At 69.7% G+C, this 17,234-nt stretch carries 19 protein-coding genes; 7 read left to right on the top strand and 12 right to left on the bottom strand.

What is annotated here, in order from left to right; genetic code table 11:
* Nucleotides 1-116: 116 nt before the first annotated feature.
* Nucleotides 117-362, top strand: a complete 246-nt coding sequence (locus tag EXE44_RS13500; RefSeq protein WP_121563529.1) for a sulfurtransferase TusA family protein — start codon at nucleotides 117-119, stop codon at nucleotides 360-362.
* A 2-nt stretch (nucleotides 363-364) separates the two neighbouring features.
* Nucleotides 365-964, top strand: coding sequence for a DsrE/DsrF/DrsH-like family protein (locus tag EXE44_RS13495; RefSeq protein WP_137717586.1), 600 nt, complete (start codon nucleotides 365-367; stop codon nucleotides 962-964).
* A gap of 151 nt (nucleotides 965-1,115) precedes the next feature.
* Here the strand turns inward: EXE44_RS13495 and EXE44_RS13490 are convergent, their stop codons facing one another.
* From EXE44_RS13490 to EXE44_RS13465, 7 genes are all read right to left on the bottom strand, one after another.
* Nucleotides 1,116-1,745, bottom strand: a complete 630-nt coding sequence (locus tag EXE44_RS13490) for a DUF1641 domain-containing protein (protein ID WP_137717585.1) — start codon at nucleotides 1,743-1,745, stop codon at nucleotides 1,116-1,118.
* Nucleotides 1,746-1,747: 2 nt separating this feature from the next.
* Nucleotides 1,748-2,893 (bottom strand): NAD(P)/FAD-dependent oxidoreductase, encoded by a 1,146-nt coding sequence (locus tag EXE44_RS13485; RefSeq protein ID WP_137717584.1) that lies wholly within the window; start codon nucleotides 2,891-2,893, stop codon nucleotides 1,748-1,750.
* Entirely contained in the window at nucleotides 2,890-3,126 is a 237-nt protein-coding gene (locus EXE44_RS13480; RefSeq protein WP_137717583.1) for a sulfurtransferase TusA family protein, read from the bottom strand. The genes EXE44_RS13485 and EXE44_RS13480 overlap by 4 nt, the downstream gene beginning before the upstream one ends.
* 111 nt (nucleotides 3,127-3,237) lie before the next feature.
* Entirely contained in the window at nucleotides 3,238-3,831 is a 594-nt protein-coding gene (locus EXE44_RS13475; protein WP_137717582.1) for a class I SAM-dependent methyltransferase, read from the bottom strand.
* A 2-nt stretch (nucleotides 3,832-3,833) separates the two neighbouring features.
* On the bottom strand, nucleotides 3,834-3,965 hold the full coding sequence (locus EXE44_RS21925; protein WP_255409712.1) for a hypothetical protein: 132 nt from the start codon (nucleotides 3,963-3,965) through the stop codon (nucleotides 3,834-3,836).
* Between the two features lie 89 nt (nucleotides 3,966-4,054).
* Nucleotides 4,055-5,338 (bottom strand): M20 family metallopeptidase, encoded by a 1,284-nt coding sequence (locus tag EXE44_RS13470; RefSeq protein ID WP_137717581.1) that lies wholly within the window; start codon nucleotides 5,336-5,338, stop codon nucleotides 4,055-4,057.
* Between the two features lie 87 nt (nucleotides 5,339-5,425).
* Nucleotides 5,426-5,842, bottom strand: coding sequence for a helix-turn-helix domain-containing protein (locus EXE44_RS13465; RefSeq protein WP_241991836.1), 417 nt, complete (start codon nucleotides 5,840-5,842; stop codon nucleotides 5,426-5,428).
* Nucleotides 5,843-6,004: 162 nt separating this feature from the next.
* Between EXE44_RS13465 and EXE44_RS13460 the strand changes: the two genes are divergently transcribed.
* Together EXE44_RS13460 and EXE44_RS13455 are read left to right on the top strand one after the other, a co-directional pair.
* Nucleotides 6,005-6,445 (top strand): DUF302 domain-containing protein, encoded by a 441-nt coding sequence (locus EXE44_RS13460; protein ID WP_137717580.1) that lies wholly within the window; start codon nucleotides 6,005-6,007, stop codon nucleotides 6,443-6,445.
* A gap of 81 nt (nucleotides 6,446-6,526) precedes the next feature.
* Nucleotides 6,527-7,462, top strand: coding sequence for an NAD-dependent epimerase/dehydratase family protein (locus EXE44_RS13455; protein WP_137717579.1), 936 nt, complete (start codon nucleotides 6,527-6,529; stop codon nucleotides 7,460-7,462).
* Nucleotides 7,463-7,534: 72 nt separating this feature from the next.
* Here EXE44_RS13455 and EXE44_RS13450 read toward each other — a convergent pair whose 3' ends face one another.
* The gene (locus EXE44_RS13450) at nucleotides 7,535-8,302 is read right to left on the bottom strand and encodes an Lrp/AsnC family transcriptional regulator (protein ID WP_121563538.1); all 768 of its coding nucleotides are present in this window, start codon (nucleotides 8,300-8,302) and stop codon (nucleotides 7,535-7,537) included.
* A 162-nt stretch (nucleotides 8,303-8,464) separates the two neighbouring features.
* On the opposite strand from EXE44_RS13450, the gene EXE44_RS13445 reads away from it, so the two are divergent.
* Complete coding sequence (locus EXE44_RS13445) at nucleotides 8,465-8,701, top strand: HVO_0649 family zinc finger protein (protein WP_137717578.1); 237 nt, start codon at nucleotides 8,465-8,467, stop codon at nucleotides 8,699-8,701.
* A gap of 37 nt (nucleotides 8,702-8,738) precedes the next feature.
* Here EXE44_RS13445 and EXE44_RS13440 read toward each other — a convergent pair whose 3' ends face one another.
* Nucleotides 8,739-11,111 carry an amino acid permease gene (locus EXE44_RS13440; protein ID WP_137717577.1) on the bottom strand — a complete coding sequence of 791 codons (2,373 nt, stop codon included), beginning with the start codon at nucleotides 11,109-11,111 and terminating at the stop codon, nucleotides 8,739-8,741.
* 284 nt (nucleotides 11,112-11,395) lie between these two features.
* On the opposite strand from EXE44_RS13440, the gene argS reads away from it, so the two are divergent.
* Together argS and prf1 are read left to right on the top strand one after the other, a co-directional pair.
* On the top strand, nucleotides 11,396-13,204 hold the full coding sequence (argS, locus tag EXE44_RS13435) for an arginine--tRNA ligase (protein WP_137717576.1): 1,809 nt from the start codon (nucleotides 11,396-11,398) through the stop codon (nucleotides 13,202-13,204).
* A gap of 419 nt (nucleotides 13,205-13,623) precedes the next feature.
* Nucleotides 13,624-14,874, top strand: a complete 1,251-nt coding sequence (gene prf1 / locus EXE44_RS13430) for a peptide chain release factor aRF-1 (RefSeq protein WP_137717575.1) — start codon at nucleotides 13,624-13,626, stop codon at nucleotides 14,872-14,874.
* Between the two features lie 20 nt (nucleotides 14,875-14,894).
* Here prf1 and EXE44_RS13425 read toward each other — a convergent pair whose 3' ends face one another.
* The 3 genes from EXE44_RS13425 to sufD form a co-directional block, all read right to left on the bottom strand.
* On the bottom strand, nucleotides 14,895-15,338 hold the full coding sequence (locus tag EXE44_RS13425) for a metal-dependent transcriptional regulator (RefSeq protein WP_137717574.1): 444 nt from the start codon (nucleotides 15,336-15,338) through the stop codon (nucleotides 14,895-14,897).
* 43 nt (nucleotides 15,339-15,381) lie between these two features.
* The gene (locus tag EXE44_RS13420; RefSeq protein WP_137717573.1) at nucleotides 15,382-15,867 is read right to left on the bottom strand and encodes a ferritin family protein; all 486 of its coding nucleotides are present in this window, start codon (nucleotides 15,865-15,867) and stop codon (nucleotides 15,382-15,384) included.
* A gap of 151 nt (nucleotides 15,868-16,018) precedes the next feature.
* Nucleotides 16,019-17,233, bottom strand: a complete 1,215-nt coding sequence (gene sufD, locus EXE44_RS13415; protein WP_137717572.1) for a Fe-S cluster assembly protein SufD — start codon at nucleotides 17,231-17,233, stop codon at nucleotides 16,019-16,021.
* Between the last annotated feature and the right edge of the window lies 1 nt (nucleotide 17,234).

The following is a 17,234-nucleotide window of genomic DNA, read 5'->3' as shown; positions in this document are numbered from 1 at the left end:
CTTAACCGGTTCGGCGTTATACAGTAGTTAGTAGAATTCCCAAGAACCGACACAGTTTTACTTCACCGGGGGGTATTGTGCGATAGCTCCAATACAGACTCCGGAGCAGATACACAATGAGTGCCGAATTCGACATCGCGGAGACGCTCGACGTGAAAGGTGCATCGTGCCCCATGCCAGTGGTGAAGACCAAGTCCGCCATCGACGGCCTCGCGGAGGGCGAGGTCCTCGAAGTGCTCGCGACCGACCCCGGCAGCATGAGCGACATCGACGGGTGGGCCGACGGCACCGCGGGGGTCGAGCTCCTCGATCAGACGGAGGGCGACGACGTATACAAACACTACGTCCGCAAGACGGCGTAACGATGAGCACGGACACATCCGACGCCCCGGGCGACGACCCGTCGGCCGAGGACGCGTCGACCGACGACGCGCCCTCCCGCGCGGAGCTGGCCGCGCGCGTCGACGAGCTCGAGGACGCGCTCGCCGAGGCCACCGACGACGGCGGCAAGAAGATGAGCATCATCGCCACCAAGGGGACGCTCGACATGGCGTACCCGCCGCTCATCCTCGCCAGCACCGCGGCCGCGTTCGGCTACGAGGTGACCGTCTTCCACACGTTCTGGGGGCTCGACATCCTCCACGAGGAGCGGTCGAAGCGCCTCAAGCTCAGCTCCGTCGGCAACCCGAACATGCCCGTTCCCAACGCGGTCGCCGCGCTGCCCGGGATGGACCGCGTCACGACGAAGATGATGGAGCGCCGGATCGCGGACAACGACACCGCCACGATCGAGGAGCTCCTCGAGACGAGCCTCGACATGGGCGTGGAGTTCCAGGCCTGTCAGATGACCATCGACCTGATGGACTACGACGAGGACGACTTCTACGACGGCGTCACCACGGGCGTCGGCGCCGCCACCGCGCTCCAAGACATGGCCGAGGCGGACATCCAGCTGCTCGTCTGACCGTCGCGAAGCGATCGTCCGGTTCTGTTTTAGCCGTCCTGTCACCGGAGGCGACCGCTCCGGTACCGCCGATCCGGCCGCGAACCGTCAGCGACCGCGACCGACCGCGCCCGGTCGCGTCCCGGACCGGCGCCTCTCCTCGCCCGCGGGATCACTCGCTCTCCCCGCGGCCGGCGCGCTCGCGACCGATCGCGCTCGCCACCGCGAGCAGGTAGCCGAGCCCGTACTGGACCTCCGGGTCGCGCACGCCGCGGAGCAGGCCGACGGCGCCGACCCGCTCCGGCGGCTCGCGCTCCGCCTCGCCGACGCCCTTCAGCAGCGTCTCGACGCCGTCGCGGGTGTCGTCGTCGGCCGCCGTCTGCGCCACCTCGCCGAGCGCGGCGCCGGTGCCGGCCAGCGACGCGACCATCTCGTCGTCGAGGGCCGCGGTCGCCAGCGACCCGACCTCGGCGACTTCCGCCAGCTCGTCGAGGGTCCCACTTCGCTGGAGCTCGAGCAGCGTGTCGAGCGCCGCCCGCAGGTCGTCGCCGTTCTCGCCGACCGCCTCGGCCAGCGCCGCGGTCTCGTCGGTCGCCAGGCCGTCGGCGGACTCCGCGAGCGTCGCCCCCGTGGCCGAGAGCTCGCGGACCATCTCGTCAGAGAGGGCGCCCTCGCCCAGCGCGAGCACGTCCAGCAGCTCGTTGACGGCGTCGAGCCGCTCCACGAACGCGGCGACCGCCTCCGGGTTCTCCGCGATCGCCGCCTCGAGGTCGGTCGACTCGGGCGCTTCCGTCTCGGACATGGTCAGAGCAGCCCCCGCGCGGTGAGCCAGTAGGACTCGTTGTACGCCAGCTTCGACCAGTGGAGCTTCTCCGACGGCGGCGCGGGCGACGGCGGGCGCTCGTAGTCGAACTCCACGAACGAGGCGGCGTCCATCCCCGTCTCGATGAAGCACAGGGTCTTCCCGTCGTACGTCGCCGTGGGCGGGCGTCCGCGGACCTCGCTGGCGAGGCGCCGCCCGACGACGCCGGCCTGGTAGTGGGCCACGCTGCCCGCGTTCGGGACGCCGGTGTCCGCGGTGTCGCCGAGCGCGTACACGTTCTCCGCGGCCTCGGCCTCCAGGGTGTGCTTGTCGACGTCGACCCAGCCGTCGTCGCCGAGCCCGGCCGCCTCGATCAGGTCGACGCCGCCGTGGGGCGGGATCGACACGAGGAGGTCGTAGCCGAGCTCGGTCCCCTCCATCGACGTGATCGTCTCCGCCTCGGGGTCGACCGACTCCGCGTTGAAGAACGTCTCCACGGCGATGTCCCGCTCCTCCATGATGGGACGGGCCCACTCGGCGATGTGGGGGTTCCCGTGGACGCGCTGGATCGGGTACGTGTAGGTGATCCCGACGTCCTCGCGCAGGCCGCGCTCGCGGAACCAGTCGTCGACCATGAAGACGAACTCCAGCGGCGCCGCGGGACACATGTGGGGCGTCCCGACGACGCTCAACACGATCTCGCCCTCGGTGAACTCCAGCAGCTCGTCGCGCAGGGCGGTCGCGCCCGACTCGCTGTAGTAATTGTGCCCGCCCTCGGCGAGCCCGGGGATCCGCTCGGGTCTCAGCGTCGACCCCGTCGCCAGCACGAGGTGGTCGTACTCCGCCGCGGGCGCGGTCCCGTCGAACCGGAGCTCCTGCGCGTCCGTGTCGATCTCGGACACGCGACCGATCCGGAGGTCGACCGCGTCGTCGATCAGGTCGTCGAGCGCGCGGCGACCGTCCGCCGGTTCGCGCTCGCCGAACGGGACGTACAGCCAGACGGGCTTGTACACGTGGTCGGGACCGTCGTTGATCAGGGTGACCTCGACGTCGCCGGCGTCGAGCTCCGGGCCGAGCCGGTCGGCGAGGTCGTTGGCGAGCACGGAGCCGCCGGTCCCGCCGCCGAGGATGACGATGCGTTCGGTCATGCCTTCTCCACGTAGAACGCGGCGTGGTCGTCGAGCTCCTCGACGGCGAGCAGCTCGTTGCCGGCCTCCTCGGCCCACTCGGGGACGTCGGTGCGCGACTGCTCGTTGTCGCTCAGGAGCCGGACGACGGCCCCGGGCTCGGCGCCCCGCATCGCGCCGATGAGGTCCATCAGGGGACCGGGGCAGGCTGCGCCTCTGGCGTCGACGGTGTCGTCGGGTTCGATGTCGGTCATGGCTGTCTCACACGCGACGGTTGCGGCGGCAGCCTATTAGACTTGTGCGTGAATTCCATTATTCTAAAATACGCTGTTCGGCACGGACCGACGGCGACTGCGGCCGTCCGGCTACCGATCGAACACCAGCGCGTAGTGGTACGGCGGCAGGTCGACCCGCCGGTCGAGTTCGAACGCCGCGGCTCGCCGGACGGCCTCCTCGGTCTCTTCGGGGGACATCCGCAGCGCCGTTGGCGGGCCGCGGGGCTCGCCCCCGACGGTCGTCGACTCGCGCGGCCGGTCGCGCCAGTTGACGACGATCAGGCTCCCGCCGGGCTCGACCGCGTCGAACGCCTCCCCGAGGAACCCGGTCCGGTCGTCGACGCCGTGGAGGGTGTTCGCCACGACGAGCGCGTCGACCGGCTTCGGGAGGATCTCGGTCAGGTTCCGGGCGTCGCCGCGGACCGGGACGACGTTCCCGACCGCCTGCCGCTCGGCGAGCGAGGTCAGCTCGGCCAGCAGCGCCTCGTCCACGTCGACCGCGTACACGGGCGCCGGATCGGCGATCCGGGCGGCCGGGAGCGCGAAGTAGCCGCTCCCGCAGCCGACCTCGGCGACGGACCGCCCGGCCGCGAGCCCGAGTTCCCGGAGCGTGGCGCCCGGCGTCGGCCAGAGCTTCCCCCACCAGTCCCAGTCGGGCTGGCCGGTGTTCCGAAACCGGTCCATCGTCAGCGGGCGGTCGCCGCGTCGGCGTCCGGTGAGCGGTGCGGGCGTCGCGGTCGGTCGGCCCCGGCGGCCGGCGCGTCGAGCGCCCTGCCCCCGCGGAGCCGCCCCCTCGCCGGCATAGTGTTGTCCTTCATATCCACGAGTACACTATTCTCGTATCTATGTCTTTCTCACGCGGTCCGGGACCGACAGGGCAGCGGTCGCCCCGCTCGCCCGCCGGCGGCTACCCGTCGATCCGGGCCCGCCACGCCGCCGGGAGCCGGGCGTAGACGACCGCGTTGTCGACGAGCGCGTCGACCGGGACGTGCTCGTCGGGCGCGTGCGCGGTGTCGGTCCCGAGCGCGAACTCGACGGTCGATATCCCGGCGTTCCGGAGCTTCTTGGCGTCGCCGCCGCCCGTCGCGCTCCGCCTGAAGACGCGGTCCCCGGTGACGCCCGCGGCCGTCGACGCGACGGCCTCGACGAGCGGGCCCTCGGGGTCTTCGGCGGTGCCGACGCTCCAGGAGACGTCGGCGATCATGATCCCCTCACAGTCGGCGACGCACTCCCGGATCCCGGCGAGCACGTCGGGCGTGTGGACGCCCGCGGTGAGCCGCACGTCGACCTCGGCGCGCGCGGAGCCCGGGACGGCGTTCACCGCGTCGCCGCCCTCGAAGACGCCGAGGTTGATCGACGGGTACCGGAACAGCTCCCGTGCGGCCGCCTCGCCCATCGACGGGGCGTAGTACGCGACCGACTCCTCGACGATCGGCTCCACCTCGGCGTCGATCGCCAGCCGCTCGCCGCCGAACCGCTCGCGGATCCGCTCCACGGCGGCGTAGAGCCGGTCGACGGCGTTGACGCCGAGGGCCGGGCGGGAGCCGTGCGCCGCCTCGCCCGCCGCTTCGAGCGTCAGCCAGATGCTGCCCCGGTCGGCGACCGTGACGGAGTGACGGCCCGCCTCGCAGGTCGGCTCGCCGATCACGCACGCGTCCGCGTCGAGCGCTCCCGCGTCGAGCAGCGCCGGCAGCCCGGCGTCGCCGCCCACCTCCTCGTCGCTCACGAGGGCGAACAGGAGGTCGACGGGCGGCTCCGTGTCGGTCGCGGCGAAGGCCCGGAGCGCGAACAGCAGCGACGCCACGGCGCCCTTCATGTCGGTCGCGCCCCGGCCGTAGACCCGGCCGTCGGCGCGCTCGCCGAGCGGGTCGCGCGTCCACGCGTCGGCGTCGAACGGGACCGTGTCGAGGTGCCCGTTGAACAGCAGCGTGCGGTCGGCGTCGCCGGGGACCCGCACGAGCAGGTTCGGCTTCGCCGGGTCGACGGCGACCCGCTCGACCTCGACCGGGAGCGGGTCGAGGAACCGCTCGACGGCGGCGACGATTTCCCGCGTGTCGCCGGGCGGGTTCGACGTGTCGACGGCGAGCAGGTCGAGGGCCAGCGAGACCAGCGCCTCCCGGTTGTCTCGCACGTACTCGGCGGGAGCGTCGCCGGCGGGCGTCGGCCGCGACGCACCCGTGTCTTCGGCCATACCGTCCCGTTCGGTCCCCGGCGGTTTAGCTGTTTTGTATGTATCGCACAATATAATGCGGCGGGCGGGGGTTCGTCAGCTCACGCCTCAGGGGTCGGGCGGCGTCGACCGGTCCCCGCTCCCGTCCGGCTCTCGACCGTGCCGGTCCTCGAACTCCTGAACTAGCCGGCCGACGGTCGCGTACCAGCTGTTGAGGAGCCGCCGCATCTCGCGGGCGATCGCCTCCGGCGCCTGCGGGCGGTACACGTAGTAGTAGCCGCCGTGGTCGTAGTTCACCTGTCGCCGGACGACGAGGTCGAACTCGACCAGTCGCGATATCGACCGGTGCGCCGTCGACCGCTCGCAGCCGAGCCGGTCCGCCACGTCGTCGACGGTGAGCCACTCGTCCGCCTGTTGGAGCGCCCGGAAGACCGTCTGGTCTCGGTCGTTGAGCCCGTGGATGCACTCCAGGGCGTCCGGCCACTCCATGTCGCGCTCGAGGTCCTCGCGCACTGACGCGGTCATCGTACCGGGCGGTAGGGCGGCGGAGGTGGTTAAAGATGTTCCCGAACAGCACAAGACTATATCGGCCAGGGTGACGCAGAAGCGGTTCGGTCGGCGTGTCGCTCGAATTTTCGGGTTGCTATCCAAAGGGTATTTGTTACGTAGGCCCAAGACGATACACGAATGACGCTTCCGATCGACCCGACCCAGATCGACCCGGACGACATCGGCGAGCAGCAGACGACCCTCGAAATGGACCACGAGGAGGCGATCGAACACGTCCGCGACGTTTTCACCGACGCCGGCTTCGGCGTCCCCGTCGAGTTCTCGCCGTCCGAGATGCTCAACGAGAAGGTCGACGCGGGTCGCGACCCCTACTACGTGCTGGGCGCGTGTAACCCCGAGGTCGCCGACCGCGCCCTCGACGCGACGGACAACAAGCTCGGCGCGCTGATGGCCTGTAACGTCGTCGTCTGGGAGGAGGAGCCCGGCACGCAGCGCGTCTACCACGTCTCCATCATGCGCATCGCTCGGCTCGTGGGCATGGCGCCGGACGACGACGAGATGGCGGACATCGTCGCCACCACGGGCGAGCTCGTCGACGAGGCGTTCGAGAACCTGTAACGTCGCGGCGCGCCCGCTCCGCCCTGCCCGTCCTCCGTTCCGATTCCACACCTACTTATTCGCGACCGCCGACGACCCCGTATGAACCTCGCCGATTCGCGCGTCCTCGTCACCGGGGGCGCCGGGCTCGTCGGGAGCCACCTCGCGGCCGCCCTGCTCGACCGCGGCGCGACCGTCCGCGTCGCCGACGACCTCTCGAAGGGGACCCGCGACCGCGTCCCCGACGGCGCCGAGTTCGTCGAGGCGGACGTGACCGACCCCGACGCCGTCGCCCGCGCGGTCACCGCCGACCTCGACGCGGTCTTCCACTTCGCGGCGTACACCGACACGAACTACGACGACGACCGCGCGCTGTTCGAGGAGAACACCGCGATGACGTACAACGTCTTGGAACGGATGCGCGAGGTCGGCGTCGACCGGTTCGCGTTCACCTCCTCATCGACCGTGTACGGCGAGGCGCCGCGGCCGACGCCCGAGGACTACGCCCCGCTCGAACCGATCTCGATGTACGGCTCCGCGAAGCTCGCGGACGAGGCGCTGATCTCGACGTTCGCGCACTCCTACGGGATCCAGTCGTGGGTGTTCCGCTTCGCGAACATCGTCGGCCCGCGCCAGCGCGGCAACGTGATCCCCGACTTCATCCAGAAGCTCGACGACGACCCGACGGAACTGGAGATCCTCGGCGACGGCCGCCAGGAGAAGTCGTACATGCACGTCACCGAGTGCGTCGACGCGATCCAGCACGTCGTCGAACACGCGGACGACGACCTGAACGTCTACAACCTCGGGACGCGGACGACCACCTCGGTGACCCGGATCGCCGACGTCGTCAGCGAGGAGCTGGGCGTCGACCCCGCGTACAGCTACACGGGCGGCGACCGCGGCTGGACCGGGGACGTGCCGAAGATGCGGCTGTCGATCGAGAAGCTGTCCGCCCTGGGGTGGGAGCCGTCGATCGAGAGCGACGAGGCGGTCCGGCGGAGCGCGCGGGAACTCATCGACGAGATAGTCGAGTAGGGAGCGGTCGGCCGCTGCGGAGCCGGTCGCGGCTTCGCCCGCCGCCCGGGGCGCCGACCCGGCCCCGCCCGGTCACACCTGTTCGTTCGCGGGCCGGGGGTCGCCGTCGAAGGCGTCGACGAGCCGCTCCGGGAGCGCCTCCGGCGAGAACACCGAGACGAGGTCGCCCGGCTTGATCCGCGTGTCGCCGTTCGGCGCGATGTGGTCGCCGTCGCGCTCGATCCCCACGACCAGCACCTCGTCGGACAACAGCCCCCGCTGGTTGGCGGTCTCCAGCGAGAGCCCGGCCACGTCGGCGCTCTCCGAGACGGTGAACTCCACGACCTCCCCGCCGCCGACGACGGTCTGGAAGTCGGTCACCGCCGACGGGGCCCGGTCCTCCTCCGGGGCGAACTCGTGGTACGGCTGGAACGTCTCGTCGAGGACGATGTCCTCGCGCTCGATGGTCACCCCGGCCGAGGAGAGCTGCTGCGCGATGCGGTTGATGTCCGTCGTGTCCTCGCCGACGGCGGTGACCACGAGGTTCTCCTGCCCGGCGAGGAGCTCTCGGACCTGGATCACCCCCGGGGTCGACAGCGCCTCGTTGGCGAGCGCCGACCGCTTGCTCACGGGGGCCGTACAGGTGAACTGCGTCGTCACCTTCCCGTTCGAGTTCTCGTAGTCGATGTCGGCGTGGTACCCCCGGATGACTCCCTGCTCCTCCAGTCGGTTGATGCGGTTGCGGACCGTCGCGGGGGTGACGTCCACCTCCTCGGCGATCATCGGCGCGGACGTGTCCCTCGCGTTCATCCCCAGGTAGTAGAGGATCCGACGGTCGATCTCGTCGGGGCGGTACGTCATGGCCCCAGCTACTGGCTATCCGGCCAAAGACGTTTTGCCCCTCACACGACGACGCCCCGTGCCCGAGGATCGTTTCGAGAAACGCGGATTCGAAACGACTCAAATACGTATACCGCACTTATACGGGGTAATTTTTTGTTGTTCGAAAACAGAGCGTCGCGTATGGCGTCGGATCGCAGCCGCTCCCCGTTCGAACGGCTCAAGGAGCACTACGACCACGAGGAACTCGTCTGCCCGGCGTGCGGGTTCGAGGACGAAGACGGCGCGTGGGACGCCGAGGCCGACGGGGCGGACATCGTGTACACGCACGTCTGCCCCCGGTGCGGCGCGGAACGGGAACACACGCTGGAGCTTTCGGACCGCGAGACCGCCCTGGAACACGTCGAAAAGCGGCAGTGAGCCCGCGACCGTCCCCGGAGGGTCCGCGCCGACGCGGTCAGTTGCCCTCGGTCGACGTCCCGTCGGCGGGCGCCTCGCTCCGCTGCCGACCGGTCAGCGAGCGGTAGACGGGGTAGAGGTAGTCCTCGATCGGCCCCTGGACGCCGCGGTCGCCGGCGTAGACGATGACCGGGACGCCCGCCCCGTCCGCGAGGTCGATCACGCGGTCGGGCGTGCTCCCGAACACCCAGCGCCTGAGCCTACGGGTCCGGGTCGCGCCGATCACGAGGATCCCGCCGTTCGCGGCGGCCGTCTCGACTAACCCCTCCGCGACGGTCGCCGCCTGGACGTTGTGGATCTGTACCTCCGGGGCGTCGGAGAGGCCGTCGACGGTCGCGTCCGCCGACTCCGCGCGGCCGCCGCCGCCGTTGGGATTGACGCTGACCACGTGGAGCTCCGCGCCGTCGCGCCCGAGCTGCTCGACCATCGGCAGCAGCGCCTTGTGGTGCGGGCCGCCGCCCGCGCCGACGTTGACGACCGAGGTGTCCGTCTCGTCGGTGAACCCGCGCACGAACATCACGCCGCAGGGCGCCTTGTACTCGATCGTCTCGGCCACGTCGGTGTGCTCCTCGGGATACCCCATGAGGATCTGGTCGACGTTGCCCTCGCGGGCGGTCTGGAGGATGTCGAACGCCACGTCCTGACAGATGTGGCCCTCGACCGTGTAGTCCGCGTCGAGGTCCTCTCCCGCGAGCAGCTCCTGGATCCGGGTCACGCGGCTCTCGGCGGTCTCTCGAACGACCTCCGACGGCGTCTGCTCCGGGATCTGCGTGACGTTCAGCACGTGGATGTGGGGCGTGTCGTGCTGGAGCTTCCCCAGGGTGTCGGCGAGCCTGATGTATCGTGCGGCCCTGTCCGGGCGGGCGACCGCGACGAGCACCCGGTACCGGTCCTCGTCGCTCGCCTCGGCGTCCGCGCCGCCGCCCGTCTCCTCGGCGGCGGCCGGCTCCGGCTCGACCACCTTCTCGAACAGCTCGTCGACGGCCGGCGCCCCGCCCCACGACAGGTACGCGACCAGCAGCGCCCCGACGAGGACGACGCCGACGAGGACGCCCTTCAGCGGGAGGTTGTAGATCAGCCCGAGGTTCGCGAGGACGCCGACGATCGGGACGAGGGGGACTCCGGGCACCCGGAACCCGCGCTCGATGTCCGGGTAGCGCCGCCGCGAGTAGATGAGCGCGAGGTTGACGATCGAGAGCGGCAACAGGAGGTTCAGCGTCGCGAACCCGGTCAGCGTCGTCAGCCCCAGCTCCGTGATCGCGAGGGAGCCGACCACGGGCAGGGGGACGCTGATCTGGAACGGGAGGACGCCGCCCTCCGCCGGGAACAGCATGATGAACGTGACGATCAGGAAGACGATGGTTCCGGTCGCGGTGGCGATGCTCCAGAACGGGGTGTTGTACTCCGGGTGAATCCGCGAGAAGGGTCGGGGGGCCTGCCCCTGGCGGCCCATCAGCGAGCCGATCCCGCTGGCGGCGAGTATCGAGGCGTTCGACGCGCTGACCATGCTGAAGATGGCGCCGGCGACGATGAGCGACCGCCCGATGGGGCCGAGGAAGCCCGCGGCGACCTCGCCCATCGCGGTCTCGCCCTCGCGGGCGATGACCTCCGCGGGGACCGGCGAGTTGACCATCGCGACGATCACCAGCGCGTACAGGACGGTGACGGTGATGATCGACGCGGCGATGGCCCGCGGGACGGTCCGCTTCGGCTCGATGATCTCGCCGGCGCTGGCGGCGATGGCGGAGAAGCCGAAGAACGTGATGAACGCCAGCGCGGCGATCGACACGATCCCCACCACGTCCGCCGAGAAGTTCGTCGCGAAGGTGCCGACCGCCGTCGACGGGCCGCGGAACGAGAAGGCGCCGCCGATGAACGCCAGCAGGACGGCCACCTTCGCCCCCGTCACGAACAGCTGGAACATCCCGCTCTCCTCGGTCCCCCGGGCGTTCAGCGTCCCGAGGAGCAACGCGGCGAGCACTCCCGTCGTCCCGTGCGGGAGGACGTGGAACGCCTCCGGGAGCACGAACCTGAAGAACCACTCGTCCATCGTCGCGAGGTAGAACGCCGTCGTCCCGGTGTAGCCGAGGAAGAGCATCGCGCCGATGGCGTAGACGAGCGCGTCGTTCTCGAAGGTCCGCGAGGAGAACAGGTACCCCCCGCCGTTCTCGGAGTAGATCGAGGCGAACTCCGAGTACCCGGCGGCGGTGATCCCGGCGATGACGGCGGCGATGACGAACGCGATGACGGCGCTGGAGCCGATCGCCGCGACGGCGGTGCCGGAGAGCGAGAAGATGCCGGCGGCGATCATCGTCCCCAGGCCGATGGCGAACGCGATCTTGAAGTCCAGCGTCCGGGTGTGCTCAACCATCGGTGCGAAGGAGCGTCCCGCGTAACAGTTGTCCGCGTCGACCGATCGCGTCGAGTCGTGGTCTCGCCGCTATCCCGTAGAACATGGTTACCTCCTGGTCTGAACCCCGGAGACAAAATATCTCCCGGTACGATTTGCCCATGAGCCGTCCAGCCGGAGCGGAAATTATCGATTCGAAAACGGGTCGGCGGCGCGCGCCGCGGCGGACCCGAGGGGCCCTCCGCCCGTTCGAGTCCGCGGCACGGTTCGGAAGGGCCTTTTAACCCGCCCGTCGAACGGACGGTATGTTCAGGCAGCTCCGGTCGGAGGTCGAGGCGGCGCTCGCGGACGCGCTCGCCGAGCTCGACCTCCCGACCGACGACCTCGGCATCGAACGCCCGCCGGACGACATGGACGCGACGCTCGCCTCCAGCGTCGCGTTCCGGCTCGCGGGCGAGGTCGGCGACGCGCCGCCGAACGTCGCGGCGACCGTCGCCGAGGCGGTGTCGGTCGCGGACGCGGACTACGTCGGGCGCGTCGACACCGCGGGGCCGTACGTCAACTTCCACGCGAACGAGCGCTACCTCGCCGACACCCTCGACGCGGCGGCCGTCGATCCGGCGTACGGCGCGCTCCCCGACCGCGACGCCTCGGTCGTCGTCGAGCACACCAGCGCGAACCCGACCGGCCCCGTCCACGTCGGTCGCGCGCGCAACCCCATCGTCGGCGACGCCGTGGCGAACCTCATGGAGTACGCGGGCTACGACGTCGACCGCCACTACTACGTCAACGACGCCGGCCGACAGATGGCGGTGTTCACGTGGGCGTACGAGCGATTCGACGAGGCCGACCTCGACGCCGAGCCCGCCCGCGACCGCGCGGAGTACGACCTCGTGCGCTACTACCGGAAGGGGAACGCCTTCCTCGAGGAGGCCGACCCGGACGCGGTCGAGGCCGCGGAGGAGGAGATTCAGCAGATCCTCCAGGGGCTCGAGGCCGGCGACGAGGCGACCTACGAGCGCGTCGGCGAGGTCGTCGACGCGGTGCTGGGCGGCATGAAGGAGTGTCTCGCCCGCCTGCCGGCCGAGTTCGACGAGTTCGTCAAGGAGACGCGGTTCATGCGCGACGGCTCGACGGACGACATCGCCGCGCGGCTCAAGGAGACCGACCACGCCGTCTACGAGGAGGACGCCTGGCAGCTCGAGCTCGACGAGTGGGGGATCGACAAGAACCTCGTGTTCCTGCGCTCCGACGACACGAGCCTCTACACGACCCGCGACCTGGCCCACCACGAGTGGAAGTTCGACAACTACGACCGCGCCGTCACCGTCCTCGGCGAGGACCACAAGCTCCAGGCCGACCAGCTCGACGCGACCCTCGAACTCCTCGGCAACGACACCGACCGGCTCGCCCACGTCATCTACTCGTACGTCAACCTCCCCGACGGGAAGATGTCGACGCGGAAGGGGACGGGCGTGATGCTCGACGACCTCCTCGACGAGGCCATCGACCGCGCCCGCGACGCCGTCGAGTCCCGGATGGACGACCGCATCCGCGGCGACGACCTCACCGACGAGGACGTCGAGCGCATCGCCCACCAGGTCGGGATCGGCGCCGTGCGGTACGACATCGTCTCGAAGCAGCCCGCCAAGGCGATCACCTTCGAGTGGGAGGACGCGCTCGACTTCGAGGCGCAGTCGGCCCCGTTCGTCCAGTACGTCCACGCGCGCTGCGCCGGCATCCTCGACGAGGCCGCGGCCGAGGGCGTCGACGTGCCGGGCGTGACCGCGGACGCCGACGGCGCGGTCGACCCCGACGCGCTCGACGTGGACGCGGGCGCCTTAGAGACCGAGGCGGCCCGCGACCTCCTCCGTGAGGTCGCCCGCTTCCCCGCCGCCATCGAGGCGGCGGCCGACGACCTGGAGCCGCACACGATCGCGACGTTCACCCGCGAGTTCGCCGACGCCTACAACGCCTTCTACCGCGAGTGCCCCGTCGTGACCGCCGAGACCGACGAGCTCCGCGACGCCCGCGTCGCCGTCGTCGCGGCCGCGAAGCACACGATGGCGAACGCGCTCGACGTGCTGGGCGTCGAGGCGCCGGAGTCGATGTAGGATCGGTGTTATCGAGTTCGGCCTTCTTCGGGTGCTGACCGAAGATCGACGGCAAACACGTCCAAAGCCCCAGCCGTGAGGACAGCGCAGGCTCGCTGCGGTCTTCGGTCGCTCGCGCTGCTCGCTCCCTGTAGTCCTTGCGTCGCCTGCGCTGTCCTCACGGCTGCCCCTTTGAGTCCCGCCCCACACAACACCGCCCTGCGCCTCACACCTCCCCAGCCTCGTCGGCCGCCCGTCGCTCCGCTCGGGCGACCGACTCCCTCGCGCGTGCTGTCTCGCGGCCTCCGGCCGCTCGCAGGCACGCGCCACCGCAGTCCATTTATAAGTAAACGGCCGCTTAGCGACCCGTGCGACCCGGTCTCGACGCGCCGGCCGGGAGGTCAAAGCTTACTTACACGCACGCGACCGTATTTCGGACAATGAGTAGCGACGCACAGGAGGCGAACGAGGACCGCCGGAAGTACGAGTTCCGCAAGGTCATCGAGGAACTCAAAGACTACGAGGGCTCCGGCACCCAGCTCGTCACCATCTACATCCCCGAAGACAGGCAGATCTCCGACGTGGTGGCCCACGTTACCCAGGAGCACAGCGAGGCGTCGAACATCAAGTCCAAGCAGACCCGGACCGCCGTTCAGGACGCGCTCACCTCGATCAAGGACCGACTGCGCTACTACGACACCTTCCCGCCCGAGAACGGGCTAGTGATCTTCTCCGGCGCCATCGACGCGGGCGGCGGCCAGACCGACATGGTCACCCGGACGCTGGAGTCGCCGCCCCAGCCCGTCGAGTCGTTCCGGTACCACTGCGACTCGGAGTTCCTCACCGAGCCGCTCGAGCACATGCTCGAAGACTCCGGGCTGTTCGGTCTCATCGTCTTGGACCGCCGCGAGGCGAACGTCGGCTGGCTGAAGGGGAAACGCGTCGAGCCCGTCAAGTCCGCCTCCTCGCTCGTCCCCGGCAAACAGCGGAAGGGGGGTCAGTCCGCACAGCGGTTCGCCCGCCTGCGCTTGGAGGCCATCGACAACTTCTACCAGGAGGTCGCGGGGATGGCCAACGACCTGTTCGTCGACAGGCGCCACGAGCTCGACGGCATCCTCGTCGGCGGTCCCTCGCCGACGAAAGACGAGTTCCTCGACGGCGACTACCTCCACCACGAGCTCCAGGACAAGGTCCTCGGCAAGTTCGACGTGGCCTACACCGACGAGTCCGGGCTGAAGGACCTCGTCGACGCCGGGCAGGAGGCGCTCGCGGACCAGGAGATCGTCCAGGACAAAAACGACATGGAAGAGTTCTTCGAGAAGCTCAACACCGGGCAGGAGGCCACCTACGGGTTCGAACAGACCCGCCGGAACCTGATAATGGGGTCGGTCGACCGCCTGCTCATCTCCGAGGACCTCCGCTCGGACGTCGTCGTCTACGAGTGTCCGAACGGCCACGAGGAGTACGAGATCGTCGACGCCCGCCACTCGACGCCCGACCACGAGTGTAGCGAGTGCGGCGACGAGGCGGCCGTCGAGGAGCGCGAGGACGTCATCGAACACCTGATGGCCATCGCGGAGCAGCGCGGCACCGAGACGCGGTTCATCTCGACGGACTTCGAGAAGGGCGAGCAGCTGCTCGACGCGTTCGGCGGCATCGCGGGCATCCTGCGCTACTCAACCGGCGTCTAAAACGGACCTCTGCGGCGTCCTTACTGCTGTTCCGGCTCGACCGGCGCCGCCGCGACCTCTAAGCACGCGCAGGCGTCGGTCTCGGGGTCGAAACAGTCCGGACACTCCGGCTGGCGGTCGATGATCGTGTCGAGCCGCTCGGCCACCGTGTCGTCGATGACCGCCTCAAGCTCGCGGGCCTCCGCCTGGAAGTCCTCGACCGCGAGGACGTTGGCGAGGAACCGCTCGATGATACAGTACGTCTGGAGGGCGTCCCGCGCCCGGACGATGCCGTCGTCGGTGAGGCGCACGCCCTTGTACTTCTCGTGTTCGGCGAGCCCCCGCTCTTCGAGCTTACCGATCATCTCGTTGGCGCTGGCCGGGCTGACGCCGAGCGCGTCGGCGATCGACCCGGTCGAGGCGGGCCCGTCCTCTTCGTCCTGTACGACGTATATCGTCTTGAGGTACTGATCTGCGGTGTTCACGGCTGTCCTCCGTCGGCGCTCGTCGGCGACTCGTCTGCCCGGTTCATCGGCGCTCCATGACCTCCGTGACCTCGCGCACTCCCTCGGCCTCCTCGTCGCGGATCGCCGTCAGGGTCGCGATCAGCTCATCGCGGTCGATCGAGAACGCCGCGTCGGAGTCCTCGATCGCCTCGATGAGGTCGTCGTAGAACTTGTACGCCGTCTCCTCGTTACACAGCTGGTCGTACAGCACGTCGTCGAAGTCCTCTGGTCGCGTCCGCCCGTAGCGGGCGTCGACCAGCGACTCGATCTCGCCGAACGGGACGCTGTCGACGCCGAGCCCCTCGATGAGCGCCTCCAAGCGCTCGCGGTGGTCGGCCGACTCCTCGGCGGCGTCCGCGAGCAGCGTCTCCACCTCCTCGTCGAGCTCGGCGTCCAGCTGCTGGTAGTGGCGGTGCGTTCGCGCTTCGACGACCTCCTCGAGCACGATGCCGATCTGGAGCAGTCGCGCGAGCTGGTCGTCGGAGGCGACCCGCTGGCTCACGCTCACCGCGACCACCCGAGACGGCGCGATACGCGGGTTCGCATACCACCGACTCGGGCGTCGTCGGTCTTAAGCGGTTCCCCTCGCGCGCCGGTCGCTCAGTCGGCGTGGGGCGTCGAAAAAATCCGTTCGGCGGGCGGGCCGCGAGCGCCGATCGTTACTGGAGGCGCTCGAAGACGAGCTCCTCGACGTCGTCGCGGAACTCGTCGACCGCGATCTCCTCGAGGACGGGCACGAAGAAGCCCTCGACGAGCATGTTCCGGGCCGTCCGCGAGTCGATCGAGCGGCTCTCGAGGTAGAACAGGTCCTCGGCGTCGACCTGCCCGACCGTCGCGGAGTGGGAGGCCTCGGTGTCGTGGTTGTGGATGATCAGCTTCGGCGACGCGTCCGCCTCGGCGTCGTCCGACAGCATCAGCGTGTTCTCGCGCTGGTAGCTGGAGGTGTTCCACGCGTCCTCGCCGACGTCCTGGACGCCCTCGTAGACGGAGCGGGCGACGTCGTCGAGCACGCCGCGGGTGACCAGGTCGGCGGTCGTCTGCTCGGCCTGGTGCCACACGCGGGCGTTGATGTCGAAGTGCTGGTCGTCCGTGCCGAAGAACGTCCCGACGATCTGGCTCTCGGAGCCGTCGCCGTTCAGGTCGGTCTCGATGTCGGACCGGGTGAGCTTCGAGCCGAAGTTGCTCTCGATCCAGTCGATCGTCGCGTAGGTGTCCGTCACGCCGCGCTTCAGCGAGTAGGTGTACGCGTCCGCGTCGAGGTTCTGGAGCGAGCCGAACTGGACGTTCGCGTTCTCGCCCGCGACGACCTCGACGAGGTTCGAGAAGTACCGGTCGTCGTCGACCTCGGCGTCACCGGTCTCGATCGACTCGAGGATCGTCACCGACGACGACTCCTCGGCGACGACGAGCGTCTGGCTGAACAGCGAGCGGGAGTTCATCTCCGCGCGCACCGTCACGTCCTCGACGTCGACGCCCTCGGGGACGTAGACGAACGTCCCGGTGGTGAAGAGCGCGACCGAAAGCGCGGTGAGGTAGTTGTGTTCGGGGTCGAGGACGGAGCCGAAGTTCGCCTCGATCACGTCGCCGTACTCGGCGAGGGCCTCGGTGAACGGCAGGACGACGACCTCGTCGTCGCCCGCGGTCCGCTCGGTCTCGTCGGCCTGATTCAGCGGGTCGACGAGCGCCTCGAAGTCCAGCGCCTCCAGGTCGGTCCAGCGGCGCCCCGGCGTCTGGATGACGTCGGGCAGCTCCGCGGTCTCCAGCGCGGCCAGCGCGTTCAGCCGGGTCTCCAGGAGCCACTCGGGCTCGTCGCGTTCGTCGGCGATGCGTCGTACCGTCTCCTCCGAGAGGCTCTCGATTGCTTGCGTGCTCATG

Origin of the sequence: Halorubrum sp. SS7 (assembly GCF_005435055.1) — an archaeon.
GTDB classification, from domain to species: domain Archaea; phylum Halobacteriota; class Halobacteria; order Halobacteriales; family Haloferacaceae; genus Halorubrum; species Halorubrum salinarum.
This window is presented reverse-complemented; position numbering and strand designations above follow the sequence as displayed.

Bases quoted from the DNA above. Each gene is read 5' to 3' on its own strand.
- EXE44_RS13500 (WP_121563529.1), top strand. From the start codon at position 117: ATGAGTGCCGAATTCGACATCGCGGAGACGCTCGACGTGAAAGGTGCA.
- EXE44_RS13495 (WP_137717586.1), top strand. From the start codon at position 365: ATGAGCACGGACACATCCGACGCCCCGGGCGACGACCCGTCGGCCGAG.
- EXE44_RS13490 (WP_137717585.1), bottom strand. From the start codon at position 1,745: ATGTCCGAGACGGAAGCGCCCGAGTCGACCGACCTCGAGGCGGCGATC.
- EXE44_RS13485 (WP_137717584.1), bottom strand. From the start codon at position 2,893: ATGACCGAACGCATCGTCATCCTCGGCGGCGGGACCGGCGGCTCCGTG.
- EXE44_RS13480 (WP_137717583.1), bottom strand. From the start codon at position 3,126: ATGACCGACATCGAACCCGACGACACCGTCGACGCCAGAGGCGCAGCC.
- EXE44_RS13475 (WP_137717582.1), bottom strand. From the start codon at position 3,831: ATGGACCGGTTTCGGAACACCGGCCAGCCCGACTGGGACTGGTGGGGG.
- EXE44_RS21925 (WP_255409712.1), bottom strand. From the start codon at position 3,965: ATGAAGGACAACACTATGCCGGCGAGGGGGCGGCTCCGCGGGGGCAGG.
- EXE44_RS13470 (WP_137717581.1), bottom strand. From the start codon at position 5,338: ATGGCCGAAGACACGGGTGCGTCGCGGCCGACGCCCGCCGGCGACGCT.
- EXE44_RS13465 (WP_241991836.1), bottom strand. From the start codon at position 5,842: ATGACCGCGTCAGTGCGCGAGGACCTCGAGCGCGACATGGAGTGGCCG.
- EXE44_RS13460 (WP_137717580.1), top strand. From the start codon at position 6,005: ATGACGCTTCCGATCGACCCGACCCAGATCGACCCGGACGACATCGGC.
- EXE44_RS13455 (WP_137717579.1), top strand. From the start codon at position 6,527: ATGAACCTCGCCGATTCGCGCGTCCTCGTCACCGGGGGCGCCGGGCTC.
- EXE44_RS13450 (WP_121563538.1), bottom strand. From the start codon at position 8,302: ATGACGTACCGCCCCGACGAGATCGACCGTCGGATCCTCTACTACCTG.
- EXE44_RS13445 (WP_137717578.1), top strand. From the start codon at position 8,465: ATGGCGTCGGATCGCAGCCGCTCCCCGTTCGAACGGCTCAAGGAGCAC.
- EXE44_RS13440 (WP_137717577.1), bottom strand. From the start codon at position 11,111: ATGGTTGAGCACACCCGGACGCTGGACTTCAAGATCGCGTTCGCCATC.
- argS (WP_137717576.1), top strand. From the start codon at position 11,396: ATGTTCAGGCAGCTCCGGTCGGAGGTCGAGGCGGCGCTCGCGGACGCG.
- prf1 (WP_137717575.1), top strand. From the start codon at position 13,624: ATGAGTAGCGACGCACAGGAGGCGAACGAGGACCGCCGGAAGTACGAG.
- sufD (WP_137717572.1), bottom strand. From the start codon at position 17,233: ATGAGCACGCAAGCAATCGAGAGCCTCTCGGAGGAGACGGTACGACGC.